Consider the following 17393-nt stretch of genomic DNA (forward strand, 5'->3'; position numbering starts at 1 on the left):
AAGGCCTTAATATTAATTTAATTCTCTATTTTCACAAGAGATAGTTTTTTATTGTACGGTCGGTTACCTTTTAGTTCTAGAGCTTGATTCGCTTCTTCAATACTTTCAAATTCATCGTAATAGATATAATATTTACTTGTATTAACATCATAAAAGAAATCAACATTTGTACGTCCAGAAGCGACTACTTTAGTGATAAAAGCATTTCTTTTGTTAACTTCTGTATGCACTGCTAGTATTAAATAGTAACCATTATCTATGTTTTGTACATTCTGTAAAATTTGAATATTATCACTTTGTTTTTCTCCAAAATCAAAATCTTCAACTGTGATTGAAACACTGCTCAAAGGCGTCGTTTGTTTTATGTTTTGTAAGGCTGCTCTGTCTTGAGAATAACGTTCTTCTTCGTTATCAAAAGCAGCTTTTTTGATACGACGTCTTCTTTCGAACTCTGTAGCCACTTTAATATCTGCTAATCTTATTTCTAAATTTGTCCTAGCTTCAATTGTTTTTAATTGCTCAGACTCTAAACGTTTTAAAGTTTTTTGATAATAAAGATATACGTCATCGTTAGTTATAGTATCTGCTTCAAACTTATCGTCATATAATGCTTTAAGTTCTTTGATTTTTTCGTTTCTGTTTTTAATAACATCATCTAACTGTGATTTTATAACCTCCAATTTATTATTCTCAGCTGTTATACTTTTAAAAGGTTTAGGACCAACAGTAATTCCTTTTTCGCTTAAATCATTTTCTTCTTTTAAATCCTTAAGGTCTTTATCTTTTCTTTCAATAATAGCATCAAAGTCTTGTAATAATTTAGATTGAATCGTTTTAGAGTCTTCTGTTTGTTTTGTAATCTCATACATAGATTTGCCAAGTTCATCTTTAGCATTAGAGATTAGATCTTCTTTAGCCTTTTGTTCTTCTAATAATTGAAATTGAGCATCTGCTTGTTCTTTAACTTTTTGTTCTGCTATTACTATAGCTTGAGCATCTGCTTGTTCTTTAGCTTTTTGCTCTGCTATTACTATAGCTTGAGAGTCAGCCTGTTCTTTAGCTTTTTGCTCTGCTAATAGTTTAGCTTGAGCATCATCAGCCTGTTCTTTAGCTTTTTGCTCTGCTATTACTATAGCTTGAGAGTCAGCCTGTTCTTTAGCTTTTTGCTCTGCTAATAGTTTAGCTTGAGCATCATCAGCCTGTTCTTTAGCTTTTTGTACTGCTAATAGTTTATCTTGAGCTTCTTTATCCGCTTTAACTTTGTCTTCATTAGCTATCTCAATGGTGGTTTCAGATTTGCTTTCCGAAGAAACCTCAGTAACTGCTGTCCTTTTAGGTTTAGAAGCTTTAATTATTTTAGGTTTTCTTTTATCATCAGAAATCAGCAATCCGCTAACCTCGTCACCACTACTATAATCATATCTATTATTGCTCTTAAATCTATAAGCCAATGTGAAATCATGAGAAGATCCAAAGGTTGATAAATCACCAATTGCTTTTTCATAATTATATTCTAATGCAATTTGTGACGTGATATTGATTCCTAGTCCGCCAGATACTCCAAAACGTGTGTTATAACCTACCTGCGCCCAAATCCCTTTTGGAACAGTTAGCATTGCCATAGCTGAAATAATAGTATCGTCCTTTTGAAATTCTGATCTTAATAAGCCTGTAAACTTACTTTCATCGAAAAAACCTCGACTTGACATCATATACCCCGTATACATAATATGTCCTTGAATACCTTGTTGAGGGTTATCCTCAATAAGCATAGACGATTCAAAATTGTAGAGTGCTAAATTATTTATAGAGACGCCAAAATCAAAAAATCCTGTACCATAATTAATACCTGGATTTACAGTTAATAATAAATTCTCAGGTATATTTTGCAATGCAGGATCGTCAAAATTCGTAATAACATTTCCTGTATTAATACCGCTTTTATAAGCCGCAATATTAAGACCAAATGTTAAGTTACTATCTTTTTGTAATTGTACGTTGTAAGCGAAATTTAGATTACCACCAAAGGTTGTTAATACACCATAATTTTGTTGAAAAACACCTATTCCTGCTCCAATATTCTCACCAAATCTACCAGAATAACTGGCTAAATAGGTGAGTGGTGCATTTTCAAATTCCACCCATTCTCTTTTATTAAAAATACTAATGTATTTGGTTTGCTCTCTAACGAAGCTGAATGTAGGGTTTATTACATAACGATTAAAGGTTAACGAATTTCTAAGAGGTAGGCTCAACGATACCACTCCATTATCTTCTTGAGAATAGAACATCTGTATAGAAAAGATACATAATACTAAAACAAAAAGATATGTTTTCATATTATTTAACTACTGTTATAGAACCCTTTTTGGTTTCGTTATTACTCGTTGTTATCATGTAATAAAATACTTGATTAATACTATTTAAATTCAGCTCATTTTCTGGCCAATTGTTGAGATAGTTATTAGTTTGTAATACGACTTTCCCTGCGTTGGTAATAATCATGACCTCCGTACTTGTACCGCTTATATAAGTCATTGGAATGGTCCATGTATCATTAATACCATCACCATTTGGACTAATTACATTTGGAATTTTTTCTACATCAGGAAAGGCATCAAAAGCTTCTTCTAATTCAAATACAAATTCTCTAGAACCTAAACAACCAGACGTTTCTGTTACGATAACTTTATAGATACCAAATTGTGATATATTATAACTCTCTTCGGAAATAGTAGCGATTAAGACATCATTTAAATACCATTCAAATTCTGGATTATTAGCATTAGTTGTCACTTCTATTGAAAGTGTTTCACCATCTTCAATAGTATTAATCTCAGGAACATTTATAGAGGCATCAAATAATTCACTAATGAGCTCAATTTCGCCGGCTGCCACGCAATCTCCTAGGTCTACTTGAACTGCATAGTTACCAGATTCACTAGCTTGATACATTTGCGTCGTTGCTTGCGCAATTATATTGCCATCCTTAAACCATTGGTAGGAATTACCACTAATAGTGCTTAAGGTTGTGAATTCACTACTTGGGCAAAACGGATTACCTAAACTTGAAGAAATACCAGCATCTGAATTACCAGATGTTACTTCGCTAATTGTTACACGATTTGAAAAAGAATTTGACGTACAAGTACCATAATTGGTTTCTACAAAGAAAGTACCTGGTTCATTTACAGTAAGAGAAGAACCATCTGAAACAAAAACAAATGTTGTTGGCCCAGTTTCCTTATACCATTTATAGGTAAGTGAAGGGTAATTGAGTGGTGAATCATTTGATCCAGTTCCAGGGTTATCGATGGTTAATAGATAACTTCCACCAGAACAATAGACTCCTGTAGAAACTAAATTATTAATAGTAAAAGGTGAATCCTGAATTTTATAATAGGCTGCAAACGCTGTAGATCCCGAACTGGTTGCTGCAGGAGCACTACTTTTTATTCGTATTCTATAATTTTCTCCGGCTGTTGTTGTGGGTAATGAAAAGTCTAACGTTGCAGGTGACGTGGTCACTGCTCCAGGATTAGATGTAAAAACAGCTATTGCATTTGTAAAATCACCATCTGCTTCAGACAGCTCTATTATGAACTGGTTTGATGAACTGAGGCCTTCCTCCGGAGAAAAAACAAAGGTTGTGTTATACGTATTAAATGTACCACTCGCGCAAGCTTGACTAAATCCTAAATTAGGGGAACCAATAACAATTTGGGCTTTAAGTTTTTCCGAAGTAAAAAGTAGAAAAACACAAAGTCCGATAAAAATTTTATATGCAAGTTTAGGGTTATACATCAGGTTTAGGGCGTAATTTTTTATTCTATAAGCAGCTGTTTCTTATTTAAAGTTTTATACTATTTATAGTTTAATCTTCATCATCGTCTATAAGGTCGTTAGATGCAATTATTCTATTAATTCTTAGTCTAAAATCTGGACGTGAGTTGTCGTTAGCATCGATAAACGTTTCTGAATCAGGACCTTTAGAATATACATTGTCAAATGATCTACTCCCATACCAATTTTCTAAATCGTCATTATTAGAAAAGCCTTTTCTAAAAATGTTTCCTTTACAATTATTGAAATATGTTCTTGTGAATTTCATTTGACTCAAACTCTCATTGTCGATAGTAATTTTATCATCAAGAATAACAGCAGGATTAAAACCAGAAATCACACTCGTATCGATAGAAAATGACACATCCTCACCAATATAAATTGCCTCGCTAACCAAACCTAGTTTGATATCATTTTTTAAATCTGAACTCAGATTTATAAGCGTTAAATTTGTAGCGGTAACAAAAGTTTGTTCACTATCAAAATCAGTATCATCTTTTAAATCGTAATCAGAGACATATAAACATCTTGATATTTCAGCACCAGAAACATATGGAGATCTAATTGCTAAAGAGTTTGAAATCCAAACCTGAGTACCATGGTTAAACTCGTAATCGTTGCCACTAGATTTGTAAGACACCATTTGATCTAAAATAAGTTTTCCGCCTATAATATTAAAGGAGTTACCTTCACAATAGCTTACCATTATGTTTTCTACAATTGTTTCTTGGCCTACAGCAGCTAGGGTAAGCGCATTGAAATATCCATAATCTTTTGTGCGTTTTCCTGCAAATTCTATTCTTACATATTTTAAAATACCAGAATTACTATCAGGATTCTTTCCACCATAACTTAAGGTATTTGTAACTGAAGATTTTAAGCCATAATTCAAAGCAGCTTCACTACCAAATGTATTTGTGGGTGCATCTCCAAGAATAAATAATCCACCCCAATCGCCAGGTTTTTTTACGCTTCTACTTGATGTGAAAATGATAGGGTCTGTAGACGTCCCTTCTGCAATAATTTTTGAACCATTGCTAATAACAAGAGACCCTTTGGTTTTAAAATCACCGATAATGATAGTCCCGGGCTCAATAGTAAGTGTTGTACTGTCTGTTACAAAAACATCACCCAATAAAAGATAGATATCTCTTTTAAGTAACTTGGTGTTTTTAGTAATATGTCCACTAAGAATTTGAGTTGGCTTACCATAATCAACCTTATTTGGTTTAAATTCTGTCCAAGGGTTTAACCAGTTATTATAGCCAATAATTCCTTTTTCTTGCTGAGCAAACATATTGCCACACACTAATAATGCGATCAATGCGATGAAGGTAGTTTTTTTCATGATTAGGTTATTCGTTTATTTAGATTAGTTGGTGCTAATTTATAACAACAATAATAGGTAGAATACTTATGAAATGCAAATAATATCGATTAAATGCATATATTCATGTATTTATTGAAGTTAATTCTTACAAATATTTATTGTTTTAGATAATTGTCGTAGTCTAGTAAAAACAAAACCTTAAAACATGAACTTCATTTCATAAAAAAAGCCTCAGTAAAACTTACTGAGACTAAAAATTTTGTTTTGAGACTAATTAAAATTAATCCCTTTTGAAGTCATTATAGGTATGCAATGACTTTAATGTTTCTTCATAAAATAATATGGCAGCAATTAAATCACGTGTATCAGAATAAGGTAATATTTTCTTTTGAAATTCAATAGTACTGTCAAAATATTCTACAGACGCCTCTCTATTAGTTTCTAAAGCTTTTTTGTTATCTTTTGTTTCTGGAATTCCAAGAGAAGCCATAGTAACACCTGGCTTAGTTGCAAAAGCAATATTGGGTAATATATTTACGATAACTTGAATACGTTCACTATATAACTGTAGTAATTCTCCTTTAGACATTTTACCAAGTTGATCATGGTTATGATATTTACTAATATTTACTTTACCGTTAATTATAGTAACTTCATTATTCTTTTTTTGAGCGAATGTTAAACTTACTATCATAAAGAAAATGGCAATACATAATGTAGATTTTGTTTTCATTTTTTAGTTTTTTATAGATCTCGGTGAGACAAATCTATAAAAAATATTAAAAAAACCAACTTTATTTCATCTTTTTTTACGTTTTTTTTATCACATGAAATGCGTATTTCATGGATTAAGTGCTAAAATAGTGGATAAAATGCGGTTTTATTCGATGAAACACTTTATAAAATACGACCGAAAAAGAATGTTAATTAAGATTTTTTTACAAATAGTAGTATACATTATTTTTTTACAAATTAGACGTGATTATTGATTATTCATATTTTACAAATTTATTTTTCACCCTCAATAAATCAAAATATGTTCAATTTTAACCTACTGTTTATCGTCAAATTATACAAGTAAAGTTCCTTTATCGTAAAATTTGTGCATTCATATGATTTTTAAGGATTTATGAAAAATTTATATCACTTTTGGCTAAATCTATAATGCTTAACCTCATGAAAAATCTTATTACTCTTTTCTGTTTAACTTTTATCATTACATTTCATAATCCTATCTACGCTCAAGAAACTACAGAAGTTTTAGAAGAACAAAAGGAGGTGTACTTAGAACGCCATCCTATTTATGATTATAATGAACTTCAATTAAGTCCATCAGATAGTATTCCTGATTTTGAGTTGAAACAACAAAAACTTAAAATTACAGGTACAATATATAAAAGCGATGGTGTTACACCTGCAGAAGGTGTCATATTATACATTGAACAAGCTGATGAAGATGGTGATTTTGATTTGAGAAAACTTAACGATAAGCGCTACGCACATCACAGAGGTTGGATAAAAACCAACACAGATGGTCGTTATACGTTTTATACCTTTGTACCGGGAAATGATAGACGTTACAACCAATTACAACAGTTGTTTCCTGCAGTAAAAGAGCCTTCAAAACAATCGTATAACTTAGAATCTTTTTTGTTTGATGAAGACCCTTTATTAACAAAGTTGTGTCGTAAAAAAATAAATAAGAAAGGCGATCCAACTCGAATTTTGAAACCTACAAAAGAAGGTGATTTATTAGTTGTTGAAAAAAATATTGTTTTAGAATCAATTACAGTAGTATCAAAATAAGCTCTATTTCTCAATCACTAATCGTTGGCCTATTTTAAGTACCGCGTTTCGTCCTATAGTATTTGTTTTGCACAACGAATTAATAGATACATTATTGCGTTTTGAAATTCGTGATAATGTGTCTCCAGATTTTACAACATAAATGGATTTCTGTTTTATTAGACTTGCAATGGCTTCTTCTTCGGAAAATAGAAGATCAATTTTACTTTGTCTTTTAGAATTATGACTATTTGGACGTGTCCATCTTTTAGTAATCCAAAGTTCATTGGCTCTAATTAAATTTTGTTCATTAAAGTCAAACAAATACTCAGGGTTTATAGATACACCATTATAGTTTACAACTAGATGTAAGTGACTTCCTCTAGCATTGCCAGAAACACCACCTTTACCTATATAATGACCTTTTGCAATTGTATCGTTTTCTTTTACACCATATTCTGATAGGTGTGCGTAAACGGTTTCTAATCCATTATAATGTCTGACGACTACTGTTTTTCCATGTCCAATGCTATAGCGAGACATTCTAACAATACCATCAAACATAGTATATAAACTGTCACCAGTTACCAAATCAATATCAATACCTTTATGAGCTCGTCCTCGTCTCCAACCATATCGAGAAGTAATCACTTTGTTTTTTTCTATAGGAGAGTGATACGTAGAGTCCTTAAATTGAAGTAGTAAAGGGAATTTAACGATGACATCTTTGTATGGATTATAAACGGTATGATCCCAATAATTTGCTTTGATATCTACGAGAGTAATTGTTTCCTTTGTAGTTTTAGCTTCTGCAACGTCTAATGTAACTTTTTCAAAACTAAATTCTGAAAAATCAATTAATTGAAGTTTTGGGTCTTTTTGAGCGTAGACACTTAAAGATAGTGTCATTAAAAGACAAATACATATAGATTTCATAGGTTGAAATAAAATCGTTAAGTTTTTCAAAGTCCGAATTTAAAAAATAAAACGTTTTCTTGTGTTAATGTATTGTTAGAGTTTTGAGAAATTAATATGTTTTAGATTGTTAGTCCCATTTACACCGTTTTAAATTAAAGGACTGCTAGGATTAAAAAATACTATTTCAAACAGTCCGATTTTTAGACTACTATTTCCACGCTTTATTAAGTTACATAGGATGTCTTAACCTTGGCGCCATTGTTGGCTGCCACTAATAAATAAATTATATTACTATAAGTAAAGGAACAGTAAAATTCTTCAATGACAGCAAAGGTTTTGGATTCATCACTAAAAAGGGGTCAAACACAGAACATTTTGTTCACATTTCTGGATTAATCAATGAGATTCGTGAAAACGATGAGGTTGAATTAGATCTTACAGATGAAAAAAAAGGATTAAACGTTAAAGTTATATCGTAATGCTTACAGTTTAGTTAGTGAAAGGCGCATCATTATTGATGGGCTTTTTTTTGTTCTCTTGATACAATAGAACGTTTTAACTCAGACATTAGAGCACGTAAACGCTTCTCTATCCTTATTATGCCTTCTATTAATAGGAACTATTTACTTAAAAGATACTCAACTCTGAATGCGTTGTAACTTCTTCAAGTAATTTCATGCCTTTAAAAGAATTTCCATTAGGATTTAATTTCGGACTCCAAACAGCAATCGTATAGTTATGAGGATATAGTGCAACAATACCACCACCAACACCACTTTTCCCTGGTAATCCAACTTTAAAAGCAAATTCTCCAGACTCATCGTAGAAACCGCAGGTCAGCATGAGCGCGTTTATACGCTTAGATTTGCTTTTTGAAATAATCTTTCGTCCATCAACTAATTGACGCCCACCATTGGCCAAAAATCCAAATGTATGTGACAATTGTTGGCAGGTCATTTCTATAGAACACATATCAAAATAAAAATCAAGGACCACGTTTGGTTCATTTTGAATATTTCCGAAGGACTTAATAAAATTACATAAGGCTACGTTTCTATAACCTGTCGCTTTTTCAGAATCTGCTATTTGATCAGAATAGGTAAGATCAGGTATGCCACTTAAATCTCTTACAAACTCCAGAAAATCTACACTTGCATTATCCAAATGAGAAATTAGAATATCACAAATAACGATAGCTCCAGAATTTACAAACGGATTTCTAGGTATTCCCTTATAGCTTTCTAATAATAATAGCGAGTCAAATTTTGTTCCTGACGGTTCTACATCTACACGGTCCCATAGTTTTTCACCAACGATTTTATAAGCTAGGGCAAGTGAAAGTACTTTGGTTATACTTTGGATTGAGAATTTTTCTAAATGATCACCCATTCCAAAGTGAGTACCATCAACTTTAGTCATGTGAACTCCAAATTTAGAAGGATCTACATTGGCTAATTCAGGAATGTACGTGGCTAATTTACCTTTGCTATCTAATGAATTAGATAGATTATAAGCGTTTTCTGTAATGTTTTGGTAGTTTGAATTCATTTATTTGGTTAGTGCTATAATTGAGGAAAGGTAACTTTTATTTCAAATCAAAATAAATTATTGGAATGTAATTTATAATATAATTAAATCGTTTTTCTCTCAGTATAATCATGATACAAAAAAGCCAATGCATTATAAAATATGCATTGGCTTTTAATAGTATATAATGTAATACTAAATTTAGGGTAAAATAAGTCTCTTACTTTTACTTATATGTGTTTAGTTGATGTTTCCGAAGAAAACTTATTACTTTTTATAGGGATAGGCTTTAACTGAATAAAACCAAACCCATCGAGGATCTTTATAATAACATACGTTACATCAATTTCATACCATTTTACACCAAAGTTAGCACGACTAGCATGTTTATGATGATTATTGTGATAACCTTCACCCATCATTAAGAAATCGAAACGAAATAGATTTTTACTCGTGTTTTTCATTTTAAAATTTACATAGCCATAAATATGACCAAACCAATTAATAATCACACCATGAATAGGCGCCATTAAAAACGTAATTGGCAATAATAACCATTGCCACCAAGCTGTTACAAATAATGCAAAGAATAAAATGTATAGACCTATCCAAAGCACTCTAGACCAGCGAGAACTTGCAAATGCATCAAAAGCTTTCCATTGTGGTACATTTTTAGTAAAACGTTCATCAACTGCAATACGCTGTGTATTAATGTCTTGATAGATGGTTTTAGTTTTCCACATCATAGCAAATACATTATCATCGTGAGAAGGTGAATGCGGATCTTTTTCAGTGTCCGTATAGGCATGATGCATACGATGCATGATCCCATAACCATAAGCACTTAAATAACTAGAGCCTTGAAAAATCCAAGTGAGAACAAAAGTAATACGCTCCATAGTTTTTGACATCGTAAAGACCTGATGGGCAGCATAACGATGTAAGAAGAATGATTGGAAAAATAAGCCACCATACCAAAGCACTAAAACAAAAATAATAATAGTCATATCTTTTTTTTGCAAAGATAAATTGATGTTTTGTTCGAAACAATGAACCTAAATCAATAAAAAGCCACAGGTTGTTAATATTTCAATAAAAAAGCTCCAAATAACAAGGTGAATAAGATTCTCATTCTTTAATTCAAAAAAATTGTGAACATTCGTGTCCACAAAGAGCCGAAACTAGCTCGCATTATTTAAGAATAAAAACGGCCAAATACTATATATAATTTTAGCTTCATTTCCATTTTTAAATTCAATTTCAAAAGATTAAATACGCTTTCTAATTCTGCTTAATGCTTGAGGTGTTACGCCAATATAGGAGCTAATATATTTTAGTGGGATGACTTTTAATAATTCTGGTCGTTCTTTGAAAAGACTCAAATAGCGTTCTTCTGCAGATAAATTCAATAAGTTTTGTTCACGTTTAGATTTTAATAAAAAGAGACGTTCTGCGGTTAGCCTGCCAATAAGATTTCCCATTTTTGTATTGTTGTAAACGTCTTGTAAATCTTTATAAGTAATACTGAGAATTGTTGTACCGGTTAATGCTTGTAGTTGATAAGCAGATGGTGTTTGTGTTAGAAACGAATCATAAGCACTGATAAACTGATCTTTAAAACTAAAACCAAAGGTGATTTCCTTTTCCGAATCTTCCTTTGGAATAAATAATCGCACCACACCAGATTCTATAAATGAAATATGATCTTCAATCTCATTTAACTTTAAAAAAATAGTTTTCTTCGTAATTTCGCGACGTTGTAATTTGGACATGAAAAACTGCCAATCTGAGTTAGAGATAGTAGCAATTTGATCTAGATAAGCTTTGATTTGTTTCACGTTTATGATAGTCGTAAATATTAAGTTAGCAAGATAAGGATTCCTATCACTAGACAAAATAATTAATGCTGATAAAAGCGCCCATTATCAGTATATCATAAAAGATTAAAATATTTATTTTATAAGATTTAGCTAAGTTAAACTGCTCATCAGATGTTGGTAATACAGAGGTAGAAAATACTATAGATCTTAATTTTATAAACCTTTCAATATTAACACCTCAATTTACTTGTGACAATTTATGTGGTTAAGTAGGTTAATAGTGATAGAGAAAGCCACAACATATACTTCAGTGAAGCTTATGAAACCTCTGTTTATGGAGACATAGAATTAAACAATGATTTATAATTCTCCTGAAAATAGCCCAATTGCTACTCATCTATAATCGTTACTCCATGTATCCTACAGTTATTTAATTATATTTGAAATAAAAATAAATACTATGAAAAAAATATCCATTCTATTCCTATTTTTTATATCGTGTTTAGTTTTTTCACAATCTTCAGCTCCAAACAAATCAAGTGATTTATATAAAACTGCCCCAGAATGGGCAAAACTTATGTATACAGATAATCCTAATGTTGATAATGTAGATAACTTGTATAAGGCGTATTTCCGAAGTGCTTCTTTTAAAAAAACATTTCATACACAGTACTATAAGCGATGGCGTAAAGCTATTAATAATTTCATAGGAGAGAATGGTTTTTATGATCCTTCAAAGAAACTTAAACTTAGAGATATTCTCTATGAAAGAGAAGCTAATAATGACCAAGATGTACATAGAAGGGTGGGAAATTGGTCTGTTCTTGGTCCTTTTCAAAATTTTAAACAGGGAGGTGTCGTTTCAAGTGGCGCACAAGCTAATGTGTATAGTATTGGCCAATGTGCTGCTATTCCAAGCGTCATGTATTGTGGGACGGAGAATGGAGAGGTTTATAAAACCTTAAACGGAGGAGATTCTTGGGTTAATGTATCACTTAATTTATTAACAGCACTTGCGCCTCAAGTTGTTTTAGCAAACGCTGGTATAGCAGCGTTAACTGTTCACCCTACAAATCCTGATGTTGTGTATATCGGTTCTGGTAGTGAGATTTTTAAGACTATAGATGGCGGTATCAATTGGAATGTTGTGTTTGATAGCGCTATTACTTTATCTGGATATATCGAAAATCCAGCAGAAATTTTTATCAACCCAAATAATCCTCAAATTGTACTAGTTGCTAGTAAAGCCGGTATGCATAGATCGACCTCTGGAGGGGCTTCTTGGTCACAGGTACTTAATTTTGAGTGTTTTGACGTAAAAGCCCAACCTGGAAACCCAAATACACTCTATACCATAAGGCGTAACAATAACAATACTATACACCAGTTTTTGAGATCTACTGATGCTGGTTTAACTTGGACAGCTCAAACAACAGGTTGGTACACGTCTACAAATCCAAACCGTAGCGTTGTAGGAGCAAGAATAGCAGTTACAAATGCTGATAACCAAAGAGTTTATGCGTATTTAATTGGTGATTCCAAACCTGAGGATAATGGTTTTATTGGTATTTATAGAAGTGACGATGGTGGTACAAGTTGGACTAACACGATGACTTATGATGGTGCTCCTTACACAGATCCAGAACATCCAAACCTTATATCTTCTACCCCTGTAACTAATAATTTTAGCTTTAACCAAGGTTTTTATAATTGTGCTATAATGGCTTCAAATACCAATGCAGACGAGCTTTTGGTTGGAGGTATTGGCATGTGGCGCTCTAGTGATGGCGGACAATCGTTTCAATGTATCTTTAATTATGGTTGTGGAGATTATAACCCGATGCACGTAGATATGCAAGATTTTAGAGCTTTTGGAAACGAATATTGGGCAAGTACCGATGGGGGTATTTATAAATCTTTAGATTTATTTAACTCGCAACCAGAATTTAAAATGAATGGCGTACATGGTGTTGATTTTTGGGGCTTTGGTTCTGGTTGGAACAATGACTTATTAATTGGAGGTACGTTTCATAATGGTGTTGATGTTTATTATGAAGGATTTCCTAATGGTGCTTTTTTAGATTTAGGAGGAGGAGAACCTGCTTCAGGTTACGTTAATCCTGGTAATGATTTACGAATTTACTCTGAAAATATTGGGAGTAAAATTATTCCGCAATCTATAACTGGTGCAGTCATCAATGCTCCAATGGGGCTATTACCTACAGAGAGTCCTTGGTTTGCAGAATCTTCAGAAATGGAATTCCACCCAAGTTGTTATAACCATGTGTATCTTGGTAATGCAAATCAGCTTTTTAAAAGTATCGATGGTGGTGCTAATTATAGTGCAGTGTATACATCAGCCTCTCCAAGTAATGACGTTTTAGGTATAGAAATTTCTCGCACAAACACAAATACTATGTATGTTGTAGAGCGAGTTCCAGGAAGCACACCAATACTTATGAAGACAACAAACGATTGGGAAACTTCAAGTACAGTCTCGTTGCCAACAGGTTCTAATTTTGGGCCACTAGCGATAATTAGTATGGATCCAGAAAATGATCAAATTATTTGGTTAGCGTATCCAAGAGGTAATGATGGTAATAAAATATTTAAGTCTATTAACGGAGGTGCTTCATGGGCTAATGAAACCTCTAGCGAGTTAGATGCTCAAAATATTCAAGATATGACGACTATTGGTGGAACTGATGGCGGTGTTTACATTAGTACAAGTGCTTCAGTATATTATAAAAATAATACGATGAGCTCTTGGGCTATTGATAATGCTAATCTGCCTGCAACTATTGGAACTCAAGGTATCAGACCTTTTTATCGCGATGGAAAAATAAGACTAGCGAGTTATGGGAAAGGTCTTTGGGAAAGCCCTTTATTTGAGACGCCTAGTCGTCCTGTAGCTAAAATCATGGTAGATAAGTTAGCCGCTAATTGTATTAATGACATCTTTTATTTTGATGATTATTCTATGCTTGATCATGATGGAGCAACTTGGGCTTGGACCTTTGACAATGGAACTACCCCTACATCAAATCTTAGAAATCCTCAAGTCACATTTACAACAACAGGAAGTCATGTAGTGACACTTACAGTTACAAATGCTGCTGGTATTCAATCTAGTGATTCAATAACTGTTGATGTCTTAGCGATAGAGTCTACTGCAGTTATGGAAGATTTTGAAACTGAATTTGTACCTCAAAACTGGACACTAAATACGACAGGGAATTTTACTTGGACATATAATAACACCGTTGGAGGATTTGGAACAACAACAAACTCAATGTCAGTCAATAATTTTGTAGTGTCAGACGTTGGCGCGTATTGTGATGCCATCATACCTATAAATTTATCCAACACAAGTACTTCAAATAGCACTTTAACGTTTGATGTGGCTTACGCTTTGTATGCAGATAATTATGCAGATGCACTTGAAGTATTGGTCTCTACAGATTGCGGCGAAACCTATACCTCAGTTTATAATAAACTAGGTGCAGATTTGGCAACAGCCCCAAATACGACGGAACAATTTGTGCCAACTGCAGATCAATGGCGTACAGAAAGTATAGATCTTTCAGCTTATATTGGATCAGACTCTGTATTTATTGCTTTTAGAAATATAAACGGATACGGACAGGTAGTATATGTGGATAATATTAATCTTGGCAGTACTTTAGGAGTAGAAGAAACTATTTTAAATACCTTAACCGTATTTCCAAACCCTGTATCTTCTAGTGGAGCCCTAACAGTGAAGAATAATTTAGAGGATGATATAGAATTTAAACTATTTAGTATTCAAGGTAAACTGGTAGGTACTAGATTTACACAATCAAATACACCAATTCCTTTAGCACCTTGGAATTTAAGTACAGGCGTCTATTTATATAGTATTAGATCAAGTAATAAAATTCAAAAAGGTAAAATAATTGTAGCCAATAGGGAATAATTACTAATCTCGATACATTAAAGAAGCCACAAATACTCACTATTTGTGGCTTCCTTAATTTTATATCATAACGGAAAAGCTAAATTAATTTGTTACTAGCAACGATTTCTCTTTGAGAAGTCGTGTTCTCAAAATCTTTTGAATATCTATATTATCTTTCTGCGGAATGAGGTAATTGTTTAATTCTTCTTGATGATTGACTTGTTCTTGTTTATCAATAAATCCATATCCTAAATACACATTATCTTTAATCCAGATAAATGCTTCTTCATTTGAGATTCTACCTTTTTCTTTTAAAACGATATCTTTCTTATCTTCAGAAATATCTTGGATGGCTTTTAGTACTCTTTCATTATAGTGATCGCTAGTTTCTTCATTTCTGCAAATCCCTTTGCAATCTGTGATATTATAATGAGAACATTCCCAAACCACTTCTTGTAGGTGGCAATATTTCGGACATAGATTATATGTAGAGCAAATGTCTTCCATATATAAGCGTACATCTCTTATATTGAAAAACGTAATAATAGGGTTGGGAACCAAACGACCTTTGTTCATCGCAAGATGAATAATTCCATTTCTATCTTCATAAGAGAAAATAGAGTAGGACTGGATGGTTCTTTTCGATACCTTATTATAAATAGGAAAGTTGTGTTTTATAGCAGCATCTTCCATTAATAGTGCAATAAGTTCACTACCTGACAAATCAAAATCAATATCTCGCGTTTCCCTAACCATATCGAGCGATTTTTTAGTTTTACTATAAAAATGGCTCAACACTCTTTTTTTGATGTCTTTTGCTTTACCAACATAAATAATAGCCCCTTTTTTATCCTTAAAATAGTAAACACCAGGCGTATTTGGTAGCGCTTCAAAAGTGGCTTTAGGTAAATTTGGAGGTAAGGTCGCTTCTCTAGAATTTTTATTCAAAAAATCACTGAACACTTCTGTCGCTTTAGGTTGCTTTAATAATAATTCAAATAAAATTACAGTCGCTTCTGCATCACCTCTCGCTCTGTGTCTACCTACTAAATCAATCTTTAAATCTTTACAAAGCTTGCCTAAACTATACGATCTATGTCCTAATAATAAGTGTCTCGAAAGTCTTACTGTACAGAGCTTCTTTCTTTTAAAATCAATCCCAATTCTTTTAAACTCACCTCCAATAACGTTATAATCAAAATTCACGTTATGAGCGACAAAGATGGCGTCTTCAGTTATGTTGAGAATATCTTGTGCGACATCAGCAAAAACGGGCGCATCAGCAACGAGTTGATTATCGATTCCTGTGAGCGCAGTAATATGACCAGGTATTGGGCTTTCTGGGTTGACAAGCGTTGTGAATTCATCAATGACTTCATCTCCATCGTACTTAAAAATGGATATTTCAGTCATACGATTCCCTCTGCCTGTAGTTTCAACATCAATAATTGTATACATCATTTCATTATTTTTTCTAAGGATTTCAACTCAATACCTAATTCATTAAACATAGTTATGATGCTACTCAATTTTAGTTCTTCTTTACTGTATTCTTGAGTATTAATACTACATGTAAACTCCCATAATTCTAAAATCTCATCTATTGGAACGCTATAATCATGATAGGTTTTATTGTCAGACATCAATAAAAGTGAGTTATTCAATTCAATATTATTATACACACGTTTATAAACCATACCATCATTTAGCGTTAACAAAATATAGGTTTTACCTGTTTTAATATCTCTTCTGTCTTCAATAAAGCGTCCAATTACAAACGAACCATCTTTCATAGGCAACATAGAATCGCCCCTGATGGGGAATGCGCGATGTTTTCCTGTGGGTAAAAAAGGAAGTTTTATTTTTTGGAGTTGTTCAATATATTCTGGGTCATCATAGCCAGACAAATAACCAGCAGAAGCTTTTACAGGAACCACTTCGATGAGATTCTCATTATCACTGTCAACCATAATTGGAAACAAAACCCGCTGATTTCCAATTTCAATAAAAGAGGCGCTACCAGACTTTTTTAAATCGTGCCGAATCAAAATATCAACAGGTATTTTTGAATAATCAGATAGCTGAATCAATTTTTCAATAGACGGTAATGCTCTGTTTTCTTCATAAGCACCTATTTGAGACTTAGACCAACCTAACTCGTCAGCAAACTGACTTTGAGAAAATCCTTTTTGACTTCTTATGAATTGAATATTTTTTTGAACAATTGACATAA

Annotated in this window: 13 protein-coding genes; 3 read left to right on the top strand and 10 right to left on the bottom strand. The window is 32.7% G+C overall.

Annotated features, from left to right (window positions below; all coding sequences use genetic code 11):
• Positions 1–17: 17 nt before the first annotated feature.
• From H593_RS0101785 to H593_RS0101800, 4 genes are all read right to left on the bottom strand, one after another.
• Positions 18–2339 (bottom strand): PorP/SprF family type IX secretion system membrane protein, encoded by a 2322-nt coding sequence (locus tag H593_RS0101785; RefSeq protein ID WP_051229591.1) that lies wholly within the window; start codon positions 2337–2339, stop codon positions 18–20.
• A 1-nt stretch (position 2340) separates the two neighbouring features.
• On the bottom strand, positions 2341–3804 hold the full coding sequence (locus H593_RS0101790) for a T9SS type B sorting domain-containing protein (RefSeq protein WP_028870841.1): 1464 nt from the start codon (positions 3802–3804) through the stop codon (positions 2341–2343).
• A gap of 70 nt (positions 3805–3874) precedes the next feature.
• Positions 3875–5191, bottom strand: coding sequence for a hypothetical protein (locus tag H593_RS0101795; RefSeq protein ID WP_028870842.1), 1317 nt, complete (start codon positions 5189–5191; stop codon positions 3875–3877).
• 262 nt (positions 5192–5453) lie between these two features.
• Positions 5454–5906 carry a hypothetical protein gene (locus tag H593_RS0101800; RefSeq protein WP_028870843.1) on the bottom strand — a complete coding sequence of 151 codons (453 nt, stop codon included), beginning with the start codon at positions 5904–5906 and terminating at the stop codon, positions 5454–5456.
• Between the two features lie 443 nt (positions 5907–6349).
• On the opposite strand from H593_RS0101800, the gene H593_RS0101805 reads away from it, so the two are divergent.
• Positions 6350–6979 carry a hypothetical protein gene (locus H593_RS0101805; RefSeq protein ID WP_028870844.1) on the top strand — a complete coding sequence of 210 codons (630 nt, stop codon included), beginning with the start codon at positions 6350–6352 and terminating at the stop codon, positions 6977–6979.
• A gap of 3 nt (positions 6980–6982) precedes the next feature.
• Here the strand turns inward: H593_RS0101805 and H593_RS18325 are convergent, their stop codons facing one another.
• Positions 6983–7924, bottom strand: coding sequence for a M23 family metallopeptidase (locus H593_RS18325; protein WP_245584989.1), 942 nt, complete (start codon positions 7922–7924; stop codon positions 6983–6985).
• Positions 7925–8169: 245 nt separating this feature from the next.
• Between H593_RS18325 and H593_RS20365 the strand changes: the two genes are divergently transcribed.
• Entirely contained in the window at positions 8170–8355 is a 186-nt protein-coding gene (locus H593_RS20365) for a cold-shock protein (protein ID WP_084142249.1), read from the top strand.
• 148 nt (positions 8356–8503) lie between these two features.
• Here H593_RS20365 and H593_RS0101815 read toward each other — a convergent pair whose 3' ends face one another.
• The 3 genes from H593_RS0101815 to H593_RS0101825 form a co-directional block, all read right to left on the bottom strand.
• Entirely contained in the window at positions 8504–9424 is a 921-nt protein-coding gene (locus H593_RS0101815) for a glutaminase (protein WP_051229592.1), read from the bottom strand.
• A gap of 209 nt (positions 9425–9633) precedes the next feature.
• Entirely contained in the window at positions 9634–10410 is a 777-nt protein-coding gene (locus H593_RS18330) for an acyl-CoA desaturase (RefSeq protein WP_051229593.1), read from the bottom strand.
• Positions 10411–10671: 261 nt separating this feature from the next.
• Positions 10672–11241 (bottom strand): Crp/Fnr family transcriptional regulator, encoded by a 570-nt coding sequence (locus H593_RS0101825; protein WP_028870846.1) that lies wholly within the window; start codon positions 11239–11241, stop codon positions 10672–10674.
• Between the two features lie 442 nt (positions 11242–11683).
• Between H593_RS0101825 and H593_RS0101830 the strand changes: the two genes are divergently transcribed.
• Positions 11684–15178: a T9SS type A sorting domain-containing protein gene (locus tag H593_RS0101830; protein ID WP_028870847.1), complete on the top strand. Its 3495-nt coding sequence runs from the start codon at positions 11684–11686 to the stop codon at positions 15176–15178.
• An 84-nt stretch (positions 15179–15262) separates the two neighbouring features.
• On the opposite strand, the gene H593_RS0101835 is transcribed toward H593_RS0101830, so the two are convergent.
• Together H593_RS0101835 and H593_RS0101840 are read right to left on the bottom strand one after the other, a co-directional pair.
• Positions 15263–16621 carry an exonuclease domain-containing protein gene (locus H593_RS0101835; RefSeq protein ID WP_028870848.1) on the bottom strand — a complete coding sequence of 453 codons (1359 nt, stop codon included), beginning with the start codon at positions 16619–16621 and terminating at the stop codon, positions 15263–15265.
• Entirely contained in the window at positions 16618–17391 is a 774-nt protein-coding gene (locus H593_RS0101840) for an XRE family transcriptional regulator (protein ID WP_028870849.1), read from the bottom strand. The genes H593_RS0101835 and H593_RS0101840 overlap by 4 nt, the downstream gene beginning before the upstream one ends.
• Between the last annotated feature and the right edge of the window lie 2 nt (positions 17392–17393).

Source organism: Psychroserpens burtonensis DSM 12212 (assembly GCF_000425305.1).
Classification (GTDB): domain Bacteria; phylum Bacteroidota; class Bacteroidia; order Flavobacteriales; family Flavobacteriaceae; genus Psychroserpens; species Psychroserpens burtonensis.

Excerpts from the sequence above, each read along its gene's own strand:
- H593_RS0101785 (WP_051229591.1), bottom strand. The coding sequence starts at position 2,339 with ATGAAAACATATCTTTTTGTTTTAGTATTATGTATCTTTTCTATACAG.
- H593_RS0101790 (WP_028870841.1), bottom strand. The coding sequence starts at position 3,804 with ATGTATAACCCTAAACTTGCATATAAAATTTTTATCGGACTTTGTGTT.
- H593_RS0101795 (WP_028870842.1), bottom strand. The coding sequence starts at position 5,191 with ATGAAAAAAACTACCTTCATCGCATTGATCGCATTATTAGTGTGTGGC.
- H593_RS0101800 (WP_028870843.1), bottom strand. The coding sequence starts at position 5,906 with ATGAAAACAAAATCTACATTATGTATTGCCATTTTCTTTATGATAGTA.
- H593_RS0101805 (WP_028870844.1), top strand. The coding sequence starts at position 6,350 with ATGAAAAATCTTATTACTCTTTTCTGTTTAACTTTTATCATTACATTT.
- H593_RS0101815 (WP_051229592.1), bottom strand. The coding sequence starts at position 9,424 with ATGAATTCAAACTACCAAAACATTACAGAAAACGCTTATAATCTATCT.
- H593_RS18330 (WP_051229593.1), bottom strand. The coding sequence starts at position 10,410 with ATGACTATTATTATTTTTGTTTTAGTGCTTTGGTATGGTGGCTTATTT.
- H593_RS0101830 (WP_028870847.1), top strand. The coding sequence starts at position 11,684 with ATGAAAAAAATATCCATTCTATTCCTATTTTTTATATCGTGTTTAGTT.
- H593_RS0101835 (WP_028870848.1), bottom strand. The coding sequence starts at position 16,621 with ATGATGTATACAATTATTGATGTTGAAACTACAGGCAGAGGGAATCGT.
- H593_RS0101840 (WP_028870849.1), bottom strand. The coding sequence starts at position 17,391 with ATGTCAATTGTTCAAAAAAATATTCAATTCATAAGAAGTCAAAAAGGA.